General features: G+C 68.7%; 15 protein-coding genes. 2 read left to right on the top strand and 13 right to left on the bottom strand.

Annotated elements, in window-relative coordinates; translation table 11 throughout:
• Nucleotides 1–78: 78 nt before the first annotated feature.
• Nucleotides 79–1,302 carry a hypothetical protein gene (locus tag MHY30_RS00675; protein WP_239273625.1) on the bottom strand — a complete coding sequence of 408 codons (1,224 nt, stop codon included), beginning with the start codon at nt 1,300–1,302 and terminating at the stop codon, nt 79–81.
• Nucleotides 1,299–2,375 (bottom strand): succinyl-diaminopimelate desuccinylase, encoded by a 1,077-nt coding sequence (gene dapE, locus MHY30_RS00670; RefSeq protein WP_239273623.1) that lies wholly within the window; start codon nt 2,373–2,375, stop codon nt 1,299–1,301. The genes MHY30_RS00675 and dapE overlap by 4 nt, the downstream gene beginning before the upstream one ends.
• 40 nt (nt 2,376–2,415) lie before the next feature.
• Here dapE and dapD point away from each other — a divergent pair, with 40 nt between their 5' ends.
• Nucleotides 2,416–3,327 carry a 2,3,4,5-tetrahydropyridine-2,6-dicarboxylate N-succinyltransferase gene (dapD, locus tag MHY30_RS00665; protein ID WP_239273613.1) on the top strand — a complete coding sequence of 304 codons (912 nt, stop codon included), beginning with the start codon at nt 2,416–2,418 and terminating at the stop codon, nt 3,325–3,327.
• Nucleotides 3,328–3,577: 250 nt separating this feature from the next.
• On the opposite strand, the gene MHY30_RS00660 is transcribed toward dapD, so the two are convergent.
• The 6 genes from MHY30_RS00660 to MHY30_RS00635 all read right to left on the bottom strand — a co-directional run bounded on the left by MHY30_RS00660 (nt 3,578) and on the right by MHY30_RS00635 (nt 8,012).
• A complete protein-coding gene (locus MHY30_RS00660; protein ID WP_239273603.1) occupies nt 3,578–4,876 on the bottom strand; it encodes a citrate synthase in 1,299 nt (432 codons plus the stop codon).
• Between the two features lie 221 nt (nt 4,877–5,097).
• Nucleotides 5,098–6,201 carry a succinyldiaminopimelate transaminase gene (gene dapC, locus MHY30_RS00655; RefSeq protein WP_239273594.1) on the bottom strand — a complete coding sequence of 368 codons (1,104 nt, stop codon included), beginning with the start codon at nt 6,199–6,201 and terminating at the stop codon, nt 5,098–5,100.
• Between the two features lie 3 nt (nt 6,202–6,204).
• Complete coding sequence (gene fdxA / locus MHY30_RS00650; protein WP_022878250.1) at nt 6,205–6,525, bottom strand: ferredoxin; 321 nt, start codon at nt 6,523–6,525, stop codon at nt 6,205–6,207.
• 51 nt (nt 6,526–6,576) lie between these two features.
• Entirely contained in the window at nt 6,577–6,969 is a 393-nt protein-coding gene (locus MHY30_RS00645) for a histidinol dehydrogenase (protein WP_239273584.1), read from the bottom strand.
• 21 nt (nt 6,970–6,990) lie between these two features.
• The gene (locus tag MHY30_RS00640) at nt 6,991–7,305 is read right to left on the bottom strand and encodes an AzlD domain-containing protein (RefSeq protein WP_239273582.1); all 315 of its coding nucleotides are present in this window, start codon (nt 7,303–7,305) and stop codon (nt 6,991–6,993) included.
• The gene (locus MHY30_RS00635) at nt 7,302–8,012 is read right to left on the bottom strand and encodes an AzlC family ABC transporter permease (RefSeq protein ID WP_239273580.1); all 711 of its coding nucleotides are present in this window, start codon (nt 8,010–8,012) and stop codon (nt 7,302–7,304) included. Before MHY30_RS00635 ends, MHY30_RS00640 begins: the two co-directional genes overlap by 4 nt.
• 64 nt (nt 8,013–8,076) lie before the next feature.
• Here MHY30_RS00635 and MHY30_RS00630 point away from each other — a divergent pair, with 64 nt between their 5' ends.
• Nucleotides 8,077–8,628 (top strand): helix-turn-helix domain-containing protein, encoded by a 552-nt coding sequence (locus tag MHY30_RS00630; protein ID WP_239273555.1) that lies wholly within the window; start codon nt 8,077–8,079, stop codon nt 8,626–8,628.
• Nucleotides 8,629–8,778: 150 nt separating this feature from the next.
• On the opposite strand, the gene typA is transcribed toward MHY30_RS00630, so the two are convergent.
• The 5 genes from typA to MHY30_RS00605 all read right to left on the bottom strand — a co-directional run bounded on the left by typA (nt 8,779) and on the right by MHY30_RS00605 (nt 16,618).
• Entirely contained in the window at nt 8,779–10,692 is a 1,914-nt protein-coding gene (typA, locus tag MHY30_RS00625) for a translational GTPase TypA (protein WP_239273543.1), read from the bottom strand.
• Nucleotides 10,693–10,843: 151 nt separating this feature from the next.
• Nucleotides 10,844–12,523 (bottom strand): ABC transporter family substrate-binding protein, encoded by a 1,680-nt coding sequence (locus tag MHY30_RS00620; RefSeq protein ID WP_239273533.1) that lies wholly within the window; start codon nt 12,521–12,523, stop codon nt 10,844–10,846.
• Nucleotides 12,524–12,536: 13 nt separating this feature from the next.
• The gene (locus MHY30_RS00615) at nt 12,537–14,720 is read right to left on the bottom strand and encodes an ABC transporter ATP-binding protein (protein WP_239273522.1); all 2,184 of its coding nucleotides are present in this window, start codon (nt 14,718–14,720) and stop codon (nt 12,537–12,539) included.
• On the bottom strand, nt 14,713–15,636 hold the full coding sequence (locus MHY30_RS00610) for an ABC transporter permease (protein ID WP_239273512.1): 924 nt from the start codon (nt 15,634–15,636) through the stop codon (nt 14,713–14,715). Before MHY30_RS00610 ends, MHY30_RS00615 begins: the two co-directional genes overlap by 8 nt.
• Nucleotide 15,637: 1 nt before the next feature.
• On the bottom strand, nt 15,638–16,618 hold the full coding sequence (locus tag MHY30_RS00605) for an ABC transporter permease (protein WP_239273503.1): 981 nt from the start codon (nt 16,616–16,618) through the stop codon (nt 15,638–15,640).
• Nucleotides 16,619–16,689 lie beyond the last annotated feature (71 nt).

The raw sequence follows: 16,689 nt of genomic DNA, 5'->3' as shown, positions 1-16,689 counted from the left end.
TCGTTGGTCTAGCGCTAGTTTAGTCGGTCTGCGCGGAGGCCCGAGATGACGCGCGCCGGGAGCCCTGTCCTCCGCGCTTCAGGGGATCTGCCAGTAGGTGTTCGCGAGACCGTACATGTTGTAGATCCACCACCACTGCCCCAGCAACGCCACCCCGAGGACCGTCAGCCGCCATGCGCGGGAGCGGGGAACGGCGAGCGCCCCCCACAGCGGCGAAACGGGAACGAGCAACCGGAAGATGCTCGACTGGGGGAAGAAGACAAGCAGCAGATAGATGAGGTAGCTCGCCGACCACAGGCGCACTTCGACGCCGAGGCGCTTCACCTGGGGGGCGAACAGGAGGATGGCGGCAACACCGAGGACGAGGAGAACGAGGGCGACGTATCCGACGCCGGCACCCAGCCCCCACTGCGTGAACCAGAACCCGGCGGCCTGCACCCACCCCTCAACCGGGACGAAGTGCCCGCCCGCGTCGCCGAGCCAGTTCCGTCGCCATGCCAACTCGGTCGCGAGGTAGGCACCGGGGTCGCCCGTGACGACGGCAGCGAGGACCTGCCACGAGAAGCCCACCGCGACCGCGACGATCCCGAGCGCCACGACGTGCACGACGTCGCGACGCGGAAGGGGATCGGTCCGGCGCCGGAAGAACCGATGCACGCCGTACAGCGCGAGGAAGAGCGCGAACGCGAGGATGCCGGGACGCGTGAACCCCATGGTGGGGACGAGCACGTACAGCCAGCCCCACTGGCGCCGTTGAACGCACCGCAAGGCGAGGAAGAGGAAGAGAAGGAACAACGACTCCGCGTATCCGACCTGGAAGAGAGCGGCGAGCGGGCCGCACGCGAAGAACGCGACCGCCCACAGCGCGGCGCCGTCCCCGATCCGATCCCGCAGCAGACGGTGAAGCGCCAGGCTGGCTCCGAATCCCGCGAGCAGCGAGATGACGACCGCACCGGCGCCCCACGATCCCAGGAGCGTTCCCAGGCCCGCGGCGAGGTACGCGTACACGGGCATGAACGCCCACGCATTCTCGGCGACGCCGCCCTGGGGCGTGAGCGGCAGATCGGTCGGATAGCCCGAAACCGCGGCCAGCCAGTACCACTGTGCGTCCCAGCCCAGGGCCAGTTCCCCGAGCGACGGCGCGATCCCGTACCGCGAGGTCGGACCCGACAGAGCGGCGGCAAGAAGGAAGAACAGCGTCGTCACGATGCGAGCGCCGACGTAGATGACCGCGATACGGCCGACGACGGGCCAGTCCCCCCAGGACCGTGCCCGTGTCAGGGTCGCGGCCTGAGCGCTCACGATCGGGTCAGCCAGGACCGAAGACCCCGCTCCACCGCGTCGATCTGCGCGACCGGGACGCGTTCCTCGTCGTGGTGGGCGAGGTGAGGATCCCCCGGACCGTAGTTGACGGCCGGGATGCCGAGGGCCGAGAAGCGGGCGACGTCGGTCCAGCCGTACTTCGGCTTGGGGGTCGCGCCGACGGCCGCGACGAACTCCTGTGCGAGCGCGGCATCCAGTCCCGGGCGCGCCCCGACGGCCACGTCGACGATATCGATGTCAAAGCCCGTGAACACGTCGCGCACGACTCTCTCGGCCGCAGCCGCGTCGCGGCTCGGAGCGAACCGGTAGTTGACCTCGATCTCGCATTCGTCGGGAATCACGTTGCCGGCCACCCCGCCGGTGATCCGGACCGCGTTCATCCCCTCGCGGTACACCAGGCCCTCGACCTCGATCTCGCGCGCGCGATACTCCGCGAGGCGAGCGAGCACCGGAGCAGCCTTGTGGATCGCGTTCTCGCCAATCCAGGACCGGGCGCTGTGGGCGCGCACGCCGGCGGTGCGGATGAGGGCACGCAGCGTTCCGTTGCATCCGCCCTCGACCTCACCGTTGCTCGGCTCGCCCAGGATGGCGAAGTCGCCGGCGAACAGGTCCGGCCGGTGGCGTGCGAGCCGACCGAGCCCGTTGAGATCGGAGTCGACCTCCTCGTGGTCGTACCACATCCATGTGATGTCCACCGAGGGCTCGGACAGCTCGACGGCGAGCTTCAGCTGCACCGCCACACCGGCCTTCATGTCGACCGTGCCGCGGCCCCAGAGAAAGTTCTCCCCGTCGATCACGATGTCGCGTGTCGGCAGGTTGTCGTTGATCGGCACCGTATCGATGTGACCAGCGATGACGACGCGCCGCGCACGGCCGAGATTCGTGCGGGCCACGATCGTGTCTCCGTCGCGAATGACCTCGAGGTGGGCGTGTCCCGAGACGGCCGCCTCGATGGCATCCGCCAACGGGGTCTCGTCGTCGGAAACGCTCGGGATGTCACAGATCGCGCGGGTGATCTCGACGGATGAGGCGGACAGGTCGAGCGGGGGCATGCGTCCGATCCTACCCAGGGTGCTTCGCTAGCCTGTGGGAGTGACGAATGAACGACTGATCACCGGTACCGGACTCTCGACCATCGCCTCCGACGGCACGGTCTTGGACGCATGGTTCCCCGCGCCCTCGCTCGGCGAAACCGCGTCCGGCACCGAGGACCTCGCGGCGCTCACGGGCACGGACGATCGGCGAGCGGTTCGGATCGAGGTCGTGACGCTCACCATCGACGCGGATGCCGCCCCGACCTCGACCGTCGACGCCTACCTGCGGCTGCAGGCGCTGTCGCACCGGCTCGTTCGTCCGAACGAGATCTCGCTCGAGGGCATTTTCGGACACCTGCCGAATGTCGCCTGGACCACGGCCGGTCCGATGCACCCCGACGACGCCACACGTCTGCGGCCCGTGCTGCTTCGCCACGGCATCCAGATCCAGGGACTCGACAAGTTTCCCCGCCTGCTCGACTACGTCACACCCGCCGGTGTGCGCATCGCCGACGCCTCACGTGTGCGGCTGGGTGCCTACCTCTCGCCCGGAACGACGGTCATGCACGAGGGATTCGTGAACTTCAACGCCGGCACGCTGGGCGCCTCCATGATCGAGGGTCGCGTGTCGCAGGGCGTCGTGATCGGCGACGGCACAGACATCGGCGGTGGTGCGTCCATCATGGGCACCCTGTCCGGCGGCGGCACCCACCGGGTCTCCATCGGAGCCCGCACCCTGCTCGGCGCCAACGCCGGAATCGGCATCTCGCTGGGCGACGACTGCGTGGTCGAGGCGGGCCTGTACGTCACAGCGGGCACGAAGGTGCAGGTCGGCGACGAAACGATGAAGGCGGGCGAACTGTCCGGGCGCGACGGCATCCTGTTCCGCCGCAACTCGCTCACCGGCGCGGTCGAGGCGTCGGCGCGCGGCGGCGTGGGCGTAACGCTGAACGCGGCGCTGCACGCCTGACGCGGCCCGCACCGGCGCGGCGCGCACGGCGCGGCCCGTGCCCCCGGCGCGGCCCGCACACCCGGCGCGGCCCCGCGGCCGGTGCCCACGCATAAACGCTTCTCGCGCGCCGAAACGCGTGGTGCTCGCGTTTATGCGCGGGGATCGCGTTTATGCGTGCCGGCCGCCGCGGCCCCTACGGTGGCATCCCGCCGCACAGCGAAGCGCCCCGCCCTCCGACGGAGGGACGGGGCGCTTTGCGTCGGCGGGCTCAGCCGACGCCGGGGTAGTTGCGCTCCGCCGCGCCCGTGTACAGCTGCTGCGGGCGACCGATCTTCGTCTGCGGGTCGGTGATGGCCTCACGCCACTGCGCGAGCCAGCCGGGAAGGCGGCCGATCGCGAACAGCACGGTGAACATGCGGGTCGGGAAGCCCATCGCCTTGTAGATGACGCCGGTGTAGAAGTCGACGTTCGGGTAGAGGCGACGCTCCTTGAAGTAGTCGTCCTCGAGCGCGATCTGCTCGAGCTCCTTCGCGAGGTCGAGCAGCGGGTCGCTCACGCCCAGCGCCTCGAGAACCTCGTCCGCCGCGCCCTTCACGAGCTTCGCGCGCGGGTCGTAGTTCTTGTAGACGCGGTGCCCGAAGCCCATGAGCTTCACGCCGTCTTCCTTGTTCTTCACGCGCTCGACGAAGCGCTCGACGCTTTCGCCCGAGTCGCGGATGCGACCGAGCATCTGCAGCACGGCCTCGTTGGCGCCGCCGTGGAGCGGGCCAGACAGGGCCTGGATACCGGCCGAGATCGACGCGAACTGGTTGGCACCGGTGGAGCCCACCAGACGCACCGTCGAGGTGGACGCGTTCTGCTCGTGATCCGCGTGCAGCATGAGCAGCAGATCGAGGGCCTTCGTCATGACCGGGTTGACCTGGTAGATCTCGCTCAGCACACCGAAGTTGAGCTTCAGGAAGTTGTCGACGAATCCGAGCGAGTTGTCGGGGTACAGGAACGCCTGCCCGATGCTCTTCTTGTGCGCGTACGCCGCGATGACGGGGAGCTTGGCCAGCATGCGCACGGTGTTGAGCTCGACGTGCTCGGGGTTGTGCGGGTCGGACTCCGACTCGTAGTACGTCGAGAGCGCCGCCGTGGCCGCCGACAGCACCGACATCGGGTGCGCGGTCGGCGGGAGCGAGGAGAAGAAGCGCTTGAGGTCTTCGTGCAGCAGCGTGTGACGGCGGATGCGCTCATCGAACGCGGCGAGCTCGGATGCCGAGGGCAGCTCGCCGTAGATGAGGAGCCATGCCACCTCGAGATACGTGCTGTTCTTAGCCAGCTGCTCGATGGGGTAACCGCGGTAACGCAGGATGCCCTGATCGCCGTCGATGTAGGTGATGTCCGACTTGGTCGAAGCGGTGTTGACGAAGCCGTAGTCGAGCGTCGTGTGACCGGTCTGCTTCGTCAGCGACACGATGTCGATGCTCGGAACCCCGTCGGTGCCCCGCAGGACCGGGAATTCGGCGGTGGTGCCCCCCACCGAGAGGGTGGCCTTGTCGTGCTCGGTACCCGCGTCGCTCACCGCGCCTCCTTGCGATTTCTGGTCGCCCTGTGGATTGAACCGTGGGAGCACCCGGCACCCGCAGTCTTCTCGGCCGGTGTCCGCACGCGGCCTCCGACTCGGCACCCGGCGGAGGGTCACCCGCTCGCAGTGCCTTTACAGCCTAGTAGGGGCGAGGACGTACAGATGACATCGCCAAAGGACTTCCCCTCCGGATGGAGGGATCCTCCTGCCGCCGACGGTCAGGGCGTCAGACGCTCCGCGGCGGCCTCGATGCGCTCGTCGGTCGCGGTCAACGAGAACCGCACGTGCTGCGGGAAGTGGGTTCCGTAGAAGTGACCGGGACCCACCAGGATTCCGAGATTGGCGAGGCGCTCCACGCTCTCCCACGCGTCGAGTCCCTCCGTCGCCCAGAGGTACAGACCGCCCTCGCTGCGGTCGATGCGGAAGCCGGCGGCTTCCACGGCGGGCTTGAGGACGGCACGGCGCCGGGCGTATCTGGCGCGCTGCTCCTGAACGTGAGCGTCGTCGCCGAGCGCGACCGTCATCGCGCGTTGCACGGGCGCCGGAGGCATGAGTCCCAGGTGCTTGCGGCCGGTGAGCAGACGCGCCACCAGCTGCGGGTCACCGGCGAGGAAAGCCGCGCGGTAGCCGGCGAGGTTGGACTGCTTGCTCAGCGAGTAGACCGACAGCACATCCGTCAGGTCGTCGCCGACCACCGACGGATCGAGGACGCTGGGCACCCCCTCGGCGTCCCAGGGGGCGTCCCACCCGAGTTCGGCGTAGCACTCGTCGGACGCCAGCACCGCACCCAGACTCCGCGCCCGGGTCACGGCATTCGTCAGCTCCGTGGTCGAGAGCACGCGGCCGTCGGGGTTGCCCGGAGAGTTGATCCAGACGAGGCGGGTGTTGTCGGGCCAGTCGGAGGGGTCATCGGATGCCACCGGTTCCGCACCCACCAGGCGAGCACCGACCTCGTACGTCGGGTAGGCCGCCCGCGGGTGGACGACGACATCGCCCGGTCCGAGGCCCAGCAGCAACGGCAGGAGCGCCACGAGCTCCTTGGAGCCCACGGTTGGAAGGACGTGCGCCGGCGTCAGGCCGGGCACTCCGCGACGGCGGGCATACCAGCCGACGATCGCCTCGCGCAGCGCGGGCGTCCCCATCGTCTGCGGGTAGGCGTGTGCATCGGTTGCCGCGGCGAGGGCGGCGGCGACGACATCAGGCGTCGGGTCGACGGGAGAGCCGATCGACAGGTCGACGATGCCCGCGGGGTGACGGCGAGCACGCTCCGCGAACGGTGCGACCGCATCCCAGGGGTAGTCGGCGAGGTCCGCGACGCCCACGGGTCAGTGGCTCTGCGGCGGCAGCGCCGAGATGACCGGGTGATCCTTGGCGATGACGCCCACCTTTGCGGCACCGCCCGGGGAGCCGATGTCGTCGAAGAACTCGACGTTCGCCTTGTAGTAGTCCGACCATTCTTCGGGGAGGTCGTCTTCGTAGTAGATGGCCTCGACGGGGCACACCGGCTCGCACGCGCCGCAGTCGACGCATTCGTCGGGGTGGATGTAGAGCGAGCGCTCACCCTCGTAGATGCAGTCGACGGGGCATTCGTCGATGCACGCGCGGTCCTTCACATCGACACACGGGAGGGCGATCACGTAAGTCACGGGATCAGTCTACGCGTGCCCGCGACGCGGCCTCCGCTCGACACCGGTGGCCTAGGATTCCTCGGCCGCGTCGGCACGTACCGACACGTCGGGCCAGAATGCCACGACAGCGAGCAGGATCGGGCCGGCGAAGGTCCAGGCGATCGCGATCCACTCCGTGTCGGGCGTCGCGGCGGCGACGATGGCCGAGCCACCGGGACCCACCTGTGAGAAGACGAATGTCGCGGCGATGATGCCCAGTCCACCCGCGATCGCATTGATTCGGTCCTGCGTCAGAGTGCGCAGAGCCACCAGGAGGGCGGCGCAGCCGATCACGGCGAGGATGAGGCCGACCGGGACGAAGCCCAGCCGGAAGGCGTGACCGACGGTGGCGGCCGTCCCGTAAAACGCGCCGACCAAGAACGCGACGACCCAGCTGATGGCACGCACGATCCCTGAACCCACGTGGTCAGTCTAGGCGCGGGATCATGTGGCCCAGCCGAGCGCGCGCAGCAGCGCCGCGGTGGCTGCGGCGGCGACGACGACCACGAGGAACGGCGCCCGCACCCACAGCAGCACGGCGGCGACGATCACCGCCGGCACGCGCGCATCGACCACGATGGCGGTGCCCGCCCCCAGTGCCTGCACCACGACGAGCGCCGAGAGCAGCGCGACCGTGAGCAGATCGGCGATACGGGCCGGGCGGGGCGCGTCGAGCCAGCTTTGCGGCAGCAGATAGCCGACCGCTTTGAGCGCGAGGCAGAGAACGGATGCCGCGAGCACGGCGGTCCAAAGGGTCATGGCATCCCCTTCTCGTCGCGCGCGGTGGGTCGCGGGTCGAACCACCCCAGCGCCACCGCGACTCCCGCCGCGGCGATGACGGGGATCCCGGGCAGCACCCAGGGCGTGAGCAACGCGGCGACGACCGCGGCGCCGAGGGCGACCGCGATCGGCTGTCGACCCCGAAGGCGCGGCCACAGCAGCGCGAGGAAGGCCGCCGCGGCGGCGGCATCCAATCCCCAGGCCCGCGGGTCGCCGAGGACATCGCCGACAAGGGCGCCGGCGAGGGTCGTGAGGTTCCACCCGATCCAGATCGCAACGCCCGTGACCCAGAAACCGACGCGCCGCGGGTACGGTTCGGACTGGGCGAGCGACACGGCCACCGACTCGTCGATCGTGAAGGGCGTCGCCAGGGCCCGCCGCCAGCGGCTCGGCCCGACCACGGGCGACATCCGCATGGCGTACGCCGCGTTGCGAACACCCAGCAGACCCGCCGAGGCGATCGCGGCGGGCGCGGCAGCGACTCCCCCGGCCGCGATGACGCCGACGAATGCGAACTGCGATCCCCCGGTGAACATCAGCAGGCTCAGGACGCAGGTCTGCCAGACATCGAGACCGGATGCCACGGAGAGGGCGCCGAACGAGATGCCATACGCACTCGTCGCCAGCGCCACGGCGATGCCTTGACGAGCTGCGGCGCGCGAGACCGTTCGTTCCAGTGAACGCATGATCAGAGTCTCGAACGAATGACCCTGTTCGTCAAGTCGAACGCTCGTCAGACATAATGAACGCGTGAGTGATCTCGGCGACCGCATCGCGGTGACCTTGCGCCGCGAAAGGGAGCGGCGAGACCTCAGTGCGTCCGAACTGGCGAGACGCGCGGGCGTGGCCAAGGCGACGGTGTCGCAGCTGGAGAACGGCGGCGGCAATCCCAGCGTCGAGACGCTGTGGGCCCTTGCGACCGCCCTGGACGTGCCGTTCGCAGTCCTCGTCGACGAAGGGGTACGCTCCCCCACGCTCATTCGCGCGGGCGAGGCATCCACCGCTGTCCCCGCGATGTCGGCGGACTATCTCGCCGTCCTCCTCTCGGCGAGTCCGCCGCACGCGCGCCGCGACATCTACCTCCTTCGCGCCGAGCCGGGCAGCGTACGCCGCTCGGACCCGCACCCCCACGGCACGGTGGAGCACTGCATCCTCATGACCGGTCGCGGTCGCGTCGGGCCCGCCGGCGCCCCGTTCGAGCTGCATCCGGGCGATTACCTGTCCTACCCCGGAGACGCCCCGCACGTGTTCGAGGCACTCACCCCCGGGACGAGCGCCGTGCTCGTGTCCGAGTCGCTCTGAGCGGCAGTCCCTCCCTGTTGAGTGTCCAAGACCCGCGGAGCGCCGCGGCGCGCGTCCGCGTGTCTTGGACACTCAAGAGGGGAACGGCCCCGCATAGAGAACGGCCCCGCACAGCGCGAGCTGAACGGGGCCGTTGCGGGATGCGGACGCTCAGGCGTTGGCATCCTGACGCTTGGCGCGGGAGGCGGCGCGACCGCGCTCGGTCGCGTCGAGCACGACCTTGCGGATGCGGACCTTCTCGGGCGTGACCTCGACGCATTCGTCGTCGCGGGCGAATTCGAGCGACTCTTCCAGGGTCAGCACGCGAGGCGGGGTCATCGACTCGAAGGAGTCCGACGTCGATGAGCGCATGTTCGTCAGCTTCTTCTCCTTCGTGATGTTGACGTCCATGTCGTCGGCGCGCGAGTTCTCGCCGATGACCATGCCCTCGTAGACCTCTTCGGTGGGCTGCACGAAGAAGCTCATGCGCTCCTGGAGCGCGATCATCGCGAAGGGGGTGACGACACCCTGGCGGTCGGCCACGATCGAGCCGTTCTGGCGCGTCGTGATGGAACCGGCCCAGTCGTCGTACCCGTGCGAGATGGCGTTGGCGATACCGGTACCGCGCGTGATCGTGAGGAACTCGCTGCGGAAACCGATCAGGCCCCGCGACGGCACGACGAACTCCATGCGCACCCAGCCGGTGCCGTGGTTGGTCATGTTGTCCATGCGACCCTTGCGGGCGGCCATCAGCTGCGTGATCGCACCGAGGTGCTCTTCCGGGGCGTCGATCGTGAGGTGCTCGTACGGCTCCTTGAGCTTGCCGTCCTCGCCGCGCCGCGTGACGACCTGGGGCTTTCCGACGGTGAGCTCGAAGCCCTCGCGACGCATGTTCTCGACGAGGATCGCGAGCGCGAGCTCGCCACGACCCTGGACCTCCCAGGCATCCGGTCGTCCGATGTCGACGACCTTGAGCGAGACGTTACCGATGAGCTCGCGGTCGAGGCGGTCCTTGACCATACGGGCGGTGAGCTTGTGGCCCTTGACCTTGCCCATGAGGGGCGAAGTGTTGGTGCCGATCGTCATCGAGATCGCGGGGTCGTCGACCGTGATGGCCGGCAGCGGACGCACGTCTTCGGGGTCGGCGATGGTCTCACCGATCGTGATGTCGGGGAAACCGGCGATGGCGACGATGTCGCCAGGGCCCGCGGACTCGGCCGGGAAGCGCTCCAGCGCCTTGGTCATGAGCAGCTCGGTGACGCGCGCGTTGGAGTGCGAACCGTCGTGGCGGACCCACGCGACGGTCTGACCCTTCTTCAGCGTGCCGTTGAAGATGCGCAGAAGCGCCAGGCGGCCGAGGAAGGGGCTGGAGTCGAGGTTGGTGACCCACGCCTGCAGCGGCGCCTCGTCGTCGTACGACGGAGCCGGGACGTGCTCGAGGATCGCGCCGAACAGCGGCTCGAGGTCGTCGTTGTCGGGGAGCGACCCGTTGTCGGGCCGGGTGAGGGATGCCGCACCCGCGCGACCAGACGCGTACACGACCGGGACGTCGAGGAGCGCATCGACGTCGAGGTCGGGCACGTCGTCGACGAGGTCGGACGCGAGACCCAGCAGCAGGTCGTGCGCCTCTTCTTCGACCTCGGCGATGCGAGCGTCGGGGCGGTCGGTCTTGTTGACCAGCAGGATGACGGGGAGCTTGGCCTCGAGAGCCTTGCGCAGCACGAAGCGCGTCTGCGGCAGCGGACCCTCGGACGCGTCGACGAGCAGCACGACGCCGTCGACCATCGACAGGCCGCGCTCGACCTCGCCACCGAAGTCGGCGTGCCCGGGGGTGTCGATGACGTTGATCGTCACCGGCACGTCGGTGTGCTCACCGTTGTAGGTGATCGCCGTGTTCTTGGCGAGGATCGTGATGCCCTTTTCGCGCTCGAGGTCGTTGGAGTCCATCGCGCGCTCCTCGACGTGCGCGTGATCGCCGAACGAGCCGGTCTGGCGGAGCATGGCGTCGACGAGGGTCGTCTTGCCGTGGTCGACGTGCGCGACGATCGCGACGTTTCGGAGGTCAGGACGAAGGGCGTGCGCCATGGAGGGTCTCCAGGAAAATTCGGGGTGGCGCCCGGAATCGGGCCCACCCAGTCTACCGGGCGCCCGCGACACTCCCGGCAGGCGGCGTTCAGGAAGCGCGCGAGCATGCAAAAGGGGCGGGACCCCGCAGGATCCCGCCCCTCCCCCGGGCTCAGCTGTTGGCGAAGCCCACGATCGTCCAGTCGATGGTCTCGAACTGGGTCGCACCCCAGTTCACGAGGCCCTCGGACACGGCCCAGACGTTGGGCAGCGGCGCGATCGGGATGATCGGCACCGACTCCCACAGCACCGAGTCGATCTCCTTCGCGATCTCCAGACGCGCTTCGGGGTCGAGCTCGTTGTTGGCCTGCTCCCACAGGCCGGCGAGACGCTCATCCGCGATGCCGGTGAAGTTCTGCTCGGAGTCCACGGGCGTGAACAGCGAACGCGTCGACGAGATGGGGTAGGCGGTGCCCACCCACGAGAACGTCACCATCTCGAAGTCGCCGGGAATGATGTAGTCGCTGAAGTAGCCGCCCACGGGGACCGAGACGAGCTCGACCGGGATACCGAATTCACCGAGGTCCGCCTGGATCTGCTCGGCGCGCTGGATGTTGGTGGCGGTGTCGGCCGGAACCGTCACGGAGAACTCCAGAGCGGTGCCGTCCTTGACCCAGGAGTCGCCGTCCTTGGTGTAGCCGGCGTCCTCGAGGAACTGCGCCCCGGCGTCGGGGTCGTACGGCAGGGCGCCGTCGGTGTAGCCGTCCTGGCCGGGCATGAAGATGTAGCTGCCCTGCGTGATGGCCGGAACGCCGACCGGCGAGTTCGCCGTGTTGGCGATCTGCTCGCGGTTGACGATGGATGCCACGGCCTTGCGGACATTCTCGTCGGCGAGCGGGCCGTCCGAAGCGCGCATGGTGATGTGCGTCCAGGTGAGACCGTTCGAGGCCTGGATCTGGGCGCCCTGCACGTTCTGAGCGGTCTGGTAGAGGTCGGCGTTGGCCGAGATCTCGACGGCGTCGATCTCACCGTTGCTGAAGGACGAGCCCTGCTGGTCCTGGCTCACCGCCTGGAACACGATGGTCTCGAGCTTGGGCGTCTCGCCCCACCAGTTGGGGTTGCGCTCTAGCGTCGCGATGCCGGCCGTGGAGTCGATCGAGCGCACCTTGAACGGTCCGGCCGACGGCATCGCCTGCGTGGTGTATCCGGTGTTGAAGGCGGTCGGGTCGTTGCCGATGCTGGCCTTCAGCGGACCGCCCAGCAGCGACTGCCAGTCGGCGAAGACTGACGAGAACGTGATCTTCACGTCGAACTCGTTCTCGCCCTGCTCGACGGAGGAGACCTGGTCCCACCCGGTCGTCGAAACCGGAACGTACTCAGGGTTCGTGCCGTTGTTCGCAGCCCACGTCGCCTGGTAGTCGGCGACCGTGATCGGCGTGCCATCCTCCCAGACGGCATCCGGGTTCAGCGTGATCTCGACGACCTGCGGGTCTTCGCTGACGAGCTCGGCCGACGAGGCGTAGTTCTCATCCAGAACGGGCTCACCCGACTCGTTGATCCTGAACGGTCCGCCGAGCATCGTGGCGACGATGTCGTTGGTGTTCCGCTCGTTGCCGTCGATGTGGTAGATGTTCCAGTTCACCGGAAGCGAGTCAACGGCGAGGCGCAGATTGCCACCGTCCTGCACGTCCGCGGCGGCGGCGCGCGTCCATGCGGTGGAGGGCAGGGAGTTCTGCGCCTCGGGGTCTGCCGACGGCGCGGCGGTGTTGCCCGGCGCGCAACCCGCGATCGCCAGGGCGGCGGCGCTCAGCAGCGCGAGCGCGCCGAGAGCCTTCGCTTTGCGGATCTTCATGTGATCAGTCCTCTCATTGGTGATCAGGGAGGGCCCCCGACGACGTGGTGCCATCGGTCGGGGACGTGGGGGGGAATCCGGTCGACGCCGTCTCCAGGACGAGATCGGACCGTTCGGCGTAGTGACACGCCACCCGGGACCGCGCCGAGGGGCGCAGGGCCGGGTCGTCGGAGTCGCACCGGCGCCGGTCGGCGTCGGGCAGCAGGCGGTAGAGCGGGCAGCGCGTGCGGAAGCGGCATCCCGAAATCTCCTGCGTAGGGCTGGGGAGGTCGCCGTCGAGAAGGATGCGGGTGCGCGAGCGCTCGATGCGCGGATCCGGGATGGGCGCCGCCGAGATGAGCGCCTTCGTGTACGGATGCCGCGGGTCGTCGAACACCGCGTCCACCGGCCCCTGCTCGACGATTCGTCCGAGGTACATGACCGAGACGTCGTCGGCGATCTGACGGACGACCGCGAGGTCGTGCGCCACGAACAGGAACGACAGCCCGAGCCGCTCCTTCAGGTCTTCGAGCAGATTGATGACGCCCGCCTGGATCGAGACGTCGAGCGCCGAGACCGGTTCGTCCAGCACGACGACGGCCGGGTCGGTCGCGAGCGCGCGGGCGATGCCGATGCGCTGACGCTGACCGCCCGAGAACTCATGCGGATACCGGTCGGCCATCGCCGGGTCCAGCCCCACCAGCTCGAGGAGCTCGGTGACCTTGCGGTCGCGTTCGGCCCGTGAGGCGCCCTGCACGAGGAGCGGCTCGGTGATGACCTCTCCGACGGGAAGACGCGGGTCGATCGCGCCCATCGGATCTTGGAAGACGATCTGGATGTCCTTGCGGAGGGTCGCCTTGTCGCGACGTCCCACGGTCCCCACATCCGTGCCGTTGATCCGGATCGAGCCCTGCTGCGGCGCGACCATCTCCATGATCTCGAGGATCGTCGTGGTCTTGCCGCACCCGGACTCTCCCACGAGTCCCATGGTGCGTCCCGGCTGAATCGAGAACGAGACGCCGTCGACCGCGCGCACCGTGCCGATCCGGCGCGGGAACACCGCTCCCTTCAACAGCGGGAAGTGCTTGACCAGGTCGGTCACCTCGACCGCCGGCGTGACGTCCGGACGCAACGGCGGGATCTCCCCCAGTGCGACCGGGCGCGGGAAGATGTCGGGCCGGGGCAGCGCCCCCGAGGCGACCTCATCGGCACGGATGCAGGCGGACACATGATCCGGGACGACGCCGTGCGCCACGAGCTCGGGCTCGACCTCGTGGCAGGCGTCGATCGCGATCGGACACCGTGCAGCGAAGGGGCAGCCGCGCGGCAGGTCCGCGAGGGACGGTGGGCGTCCCTCGAGCGGGACGAGACGGTGCGAGCCGGCCGTCTGCATGTTCGGCACCGAGCGCAGCAGACCGACCGTGTACGGCATGTGCGGATCGTGGAAGATCTCGTCGACGGAGCCGCGCTCGACGAGCTTCCCCGCGTACATGACCGCGACCCGGTCGGCGTGGCCGGCGACGACGCCGAGGTCGTGGGTGATGAGAACGACCGCCGCGCCCGTGACCTCGCGCGCCTTCTGCAGCACCTCGAGGATCTGCGCCTGGATGGTCACGTCGAGCGCTGTCGTGGGTTCGTCGGCGATGATCACGCGGGGGTCGTTCGCGATCGCCATCGCGATCATTGCGCGCTGACGCATCCCGCCCGAGAACTCGTGCGGGTAGGCGCGCGCCCGGCGCTCGGCATCCGGGATGCCGACGAGCTTGAGCAGCTCGACCGAGCGGGCGTGCGCAGCCTGCGCCGTGAGCGCGCGGTCGTGCAGACGCAGCCCCTCGGAGATCTGGTCGCCCACCGTGTACACCGGCGTCAGGGCCGACAGCGGATCCTGGAACACCATCGCGAGCTCGGCGCCACGGACCTTCGACAGCTGGGCGTCGTTCATCGACAGCAACGAGCGTCCGTCGTACACGATGTCGCCTTCGACACGCGCGTTCGAGGGCAGGAGCCCCATGACCGCGAGCGACGACACCGACTTGCCGGACCCCGACTCTCCGACGATCCCGAGGAACTCGCCCTCGTGCACGTCGTAGGAGATGCCGCGCACGGCACGGACGGCGTTGCCCTCGCGCTGCGGGAACGTGACGCTGAGATCGCGCACCGACAGCAGGGGCGAGCGGCCAGCCGAGGACGCGAGGGTGGCGGAACGGGGATCAGTCACGGTTCGCTCCGGACGTGGGGTCGATGGCGTCGCGCAACGCGTCGCCGATGAGGCTGATGGCCAGCAGCAGAACGATGAGCACGCCTGCGGGGTAGACGAACAGCCAGGGCCGGGTGACGGCGGCCGACGTGCCCGCGGCCAGCAGCGTGCCGAGCGACACGTCCGGCGGCTGCACGCCGAAGCCGAAATAGCTGAGCGACGTCTCGGCCATGATGGCCGCGACGATGCCGAGGGTCGCGTCGATGATCAGCAGCGAGGCGATGTTCGGGATGATGTGCCGCCCCAGGATCTTCCGCGTGGGCATCCCCATGTAGCGGGCCGCCCGCACGAAGTCGCGGTTGCGCAGCGAGCGCGTCTGGTTGCGCACCACCTGGGCGAGGATCATCCAGCTGAAGGCGGCGAGGAAGAACGTCAACGCCAGCCACGACAGCCCTCGCGTCAGCGGGCTCAGCAGCACCAGGATGAAGAACGACGGAATCACCAGCAGCAGGTGGATGACCCAACCGATCACGGCGTCGACCTTGCCGCCGAGGTAGCCGGCGACCGAGCCCACCGCGGCGGCGATGAGGGTCGCGCCGATACCGGCGAGAGCGCCGATGATGAGGGATTTCTGCAACCCGACGAGGGTCTGGGCGTAGATGTCCTGACCGATGCCGTTCGTGCCGAACCAGTGCAGCTGCGTGGGCCCGAGTCCGACATTGAGGAAGTCGCGCTCGCTCGGCCCGTACGGGTAGAGCAGCGGCCCGATGAAGGCCCACAGGACGATGAAGACGAGGATGCCGCCCCCGACCCAGAACCGCGGCATCTTCCGCAGTCGCGCACGGACCAGCGCTCCCCGGGAGAGCGGCTTGCGATCCCGGGTCACCGGGCTGACGGCATCCAGGGTGCCGTCGATGGCCTCTTCCTGCATGGTCATGTCAGCTCCTCACTCTCGGGTCGAGTGCGGCGTACAGCACCTCGGACAGGGTCGACGACAGCAGCACCAGCACGGCGACGAACAGCGTCGAGCCCGCGACGGCGTTGATGTCCTGCTGGGTCACGGCGTTGAGCTGGAACTGGCCCATCCCGCGCCAGGAGAAAACGATCTCGAGCATCGTCGAGCCCGCGATCAGGGTGCCGAAGCTGTAGGCGAAGAACGTCGACATGGGGATGAGGGCGATCCGCACGCCGTGGCGGAAGAGCGCCTGGGTCCGCGGCAGCCCCTTCGCCCGGGCGGTGCGGATGTAGTCGGCGCCGAGCACGTCGAGCATCATGCTGCGCTGGTAGCGCGAGTACGAAGCCGCGCTGATGAGCACGAGGGCGAGCGTTGGCAGCAGCAGGTGCACGGCGCGGTCGGCCAGGACGGGCCAGAAGCCTTCGATTCCGGCCGTGTACTCGCCCGTGAAGCGAATGACCTGCGTGCCGACGGCGTTGTTGAAACCCGTCGCGGCGATCATGAGCAGCACGCCGATGACGAAGGTCGGGGTCGCGAACACCAGGTACGACGCGTAGGTCGTGACCTGGTCGCTGGCTCGGTACTGCCGAACCGCCCCCCACACGCCGATGAGGACACCGACGACCGCGCCGATCAACGACCCGATCAGCAACAGGCGAAGGCTCGTGCCGGCGCGTGCGGCGATTTCGGCGGTCACCTCCTGGCCACCGATGGTGGTGCCGAGGGAGAACTGCGTGAAGAAATTGACCAGCCAGTTCCACAGCCGCACGATGATCGGCACGTCCGGATTCGCACCCAGAGCGTTGAGGCTCGCGATGATCGACTCCTCCGGCGGCCGAGGATTCATGCCGTAGAAGCGGTCCTGCGGACGCAGGAGCGCGCTCCCGAGGACATAGGCCAAACACGTCGCCAAAAGGCTGAGCACGGCGTAGTTCAGAAACCGCCGCAGGACGTACAACGTCATGACGCGCGTGAACCCGTTCGGAACGCAGGGCGGTTGTGCATCATGGGGGGGGATCCTCTCGCCTTCGAGAC

Source organism: Microbacterium sp. ACRRU (genome assembly GCF_022346945.1).
Lineage (GTDB): Bacteria > Actinomycetota > Actinomycetes > Actinomycetales > Microbacteriaceae > Microbacterium > Microbacterium mcarthurae.
Note: the sequence above shows the minus strand (reverse complement) of the source record. Positions and strands in the feature narration are given on the sequence as shown.

What these genes read in the sequence shown, in the direction of transcription:
- dapE (WP_239273623.1), bottom strand. Translation starts at nt 2,375, where the DNA reads ATGCCCCCGCTCGACCTGTCCGCCTCATCCGTCGAGATCACCCGCGCG.
- MHY30_RS00640 (WP_239273582.1), bottom strand. Translation starts at nt 7,305, where the DNA reads ATGACCCTTTGGACCGCCGTGCTCGCGGCATCCGTTCTCTGCCTCGCG.
- MHY30_RS00635 (WP_239273580.1), bottom strand. Translation starts at nt 8,012, where the DNA reads ATGCGTTCACTGGAACGAACGGTCTCGCGCGCCGCAGCTCGTCAAGGC.
- typA (WP_239273543.1), bottom strand. Translation starts at nt 10,692, where the DNA reads ATGGCGCACGCCCTTCGTCCTGACCTCCGAAACGTCGCGATCGTCGCG.
- MHY30_RS00620 (WP_239273533.1), bottom strand. Translation starts at nt 12,523, where the DNA reads ATGAAGATCCGCAAAGCGAAGGCTCTCGGCGCGCTCGCGCTGCTGAGC.
- MHY30_RS00610 (WP_239273512.1), bottom strand. Translation starts at nt 15,636, where the DNA reads ATGACCATGCAGGAAGAGGCCATCGACGGCACCCTGGATGCCGTCAGC.
- MHY30_RS00605 (WP_239273503.1), bottom strand. Translation starts at nt 16,618, where the DNA reads ATGACGTTGTACGTCCTGCGGCGGTTTCTGAACTACGCCGTGCTCAGC.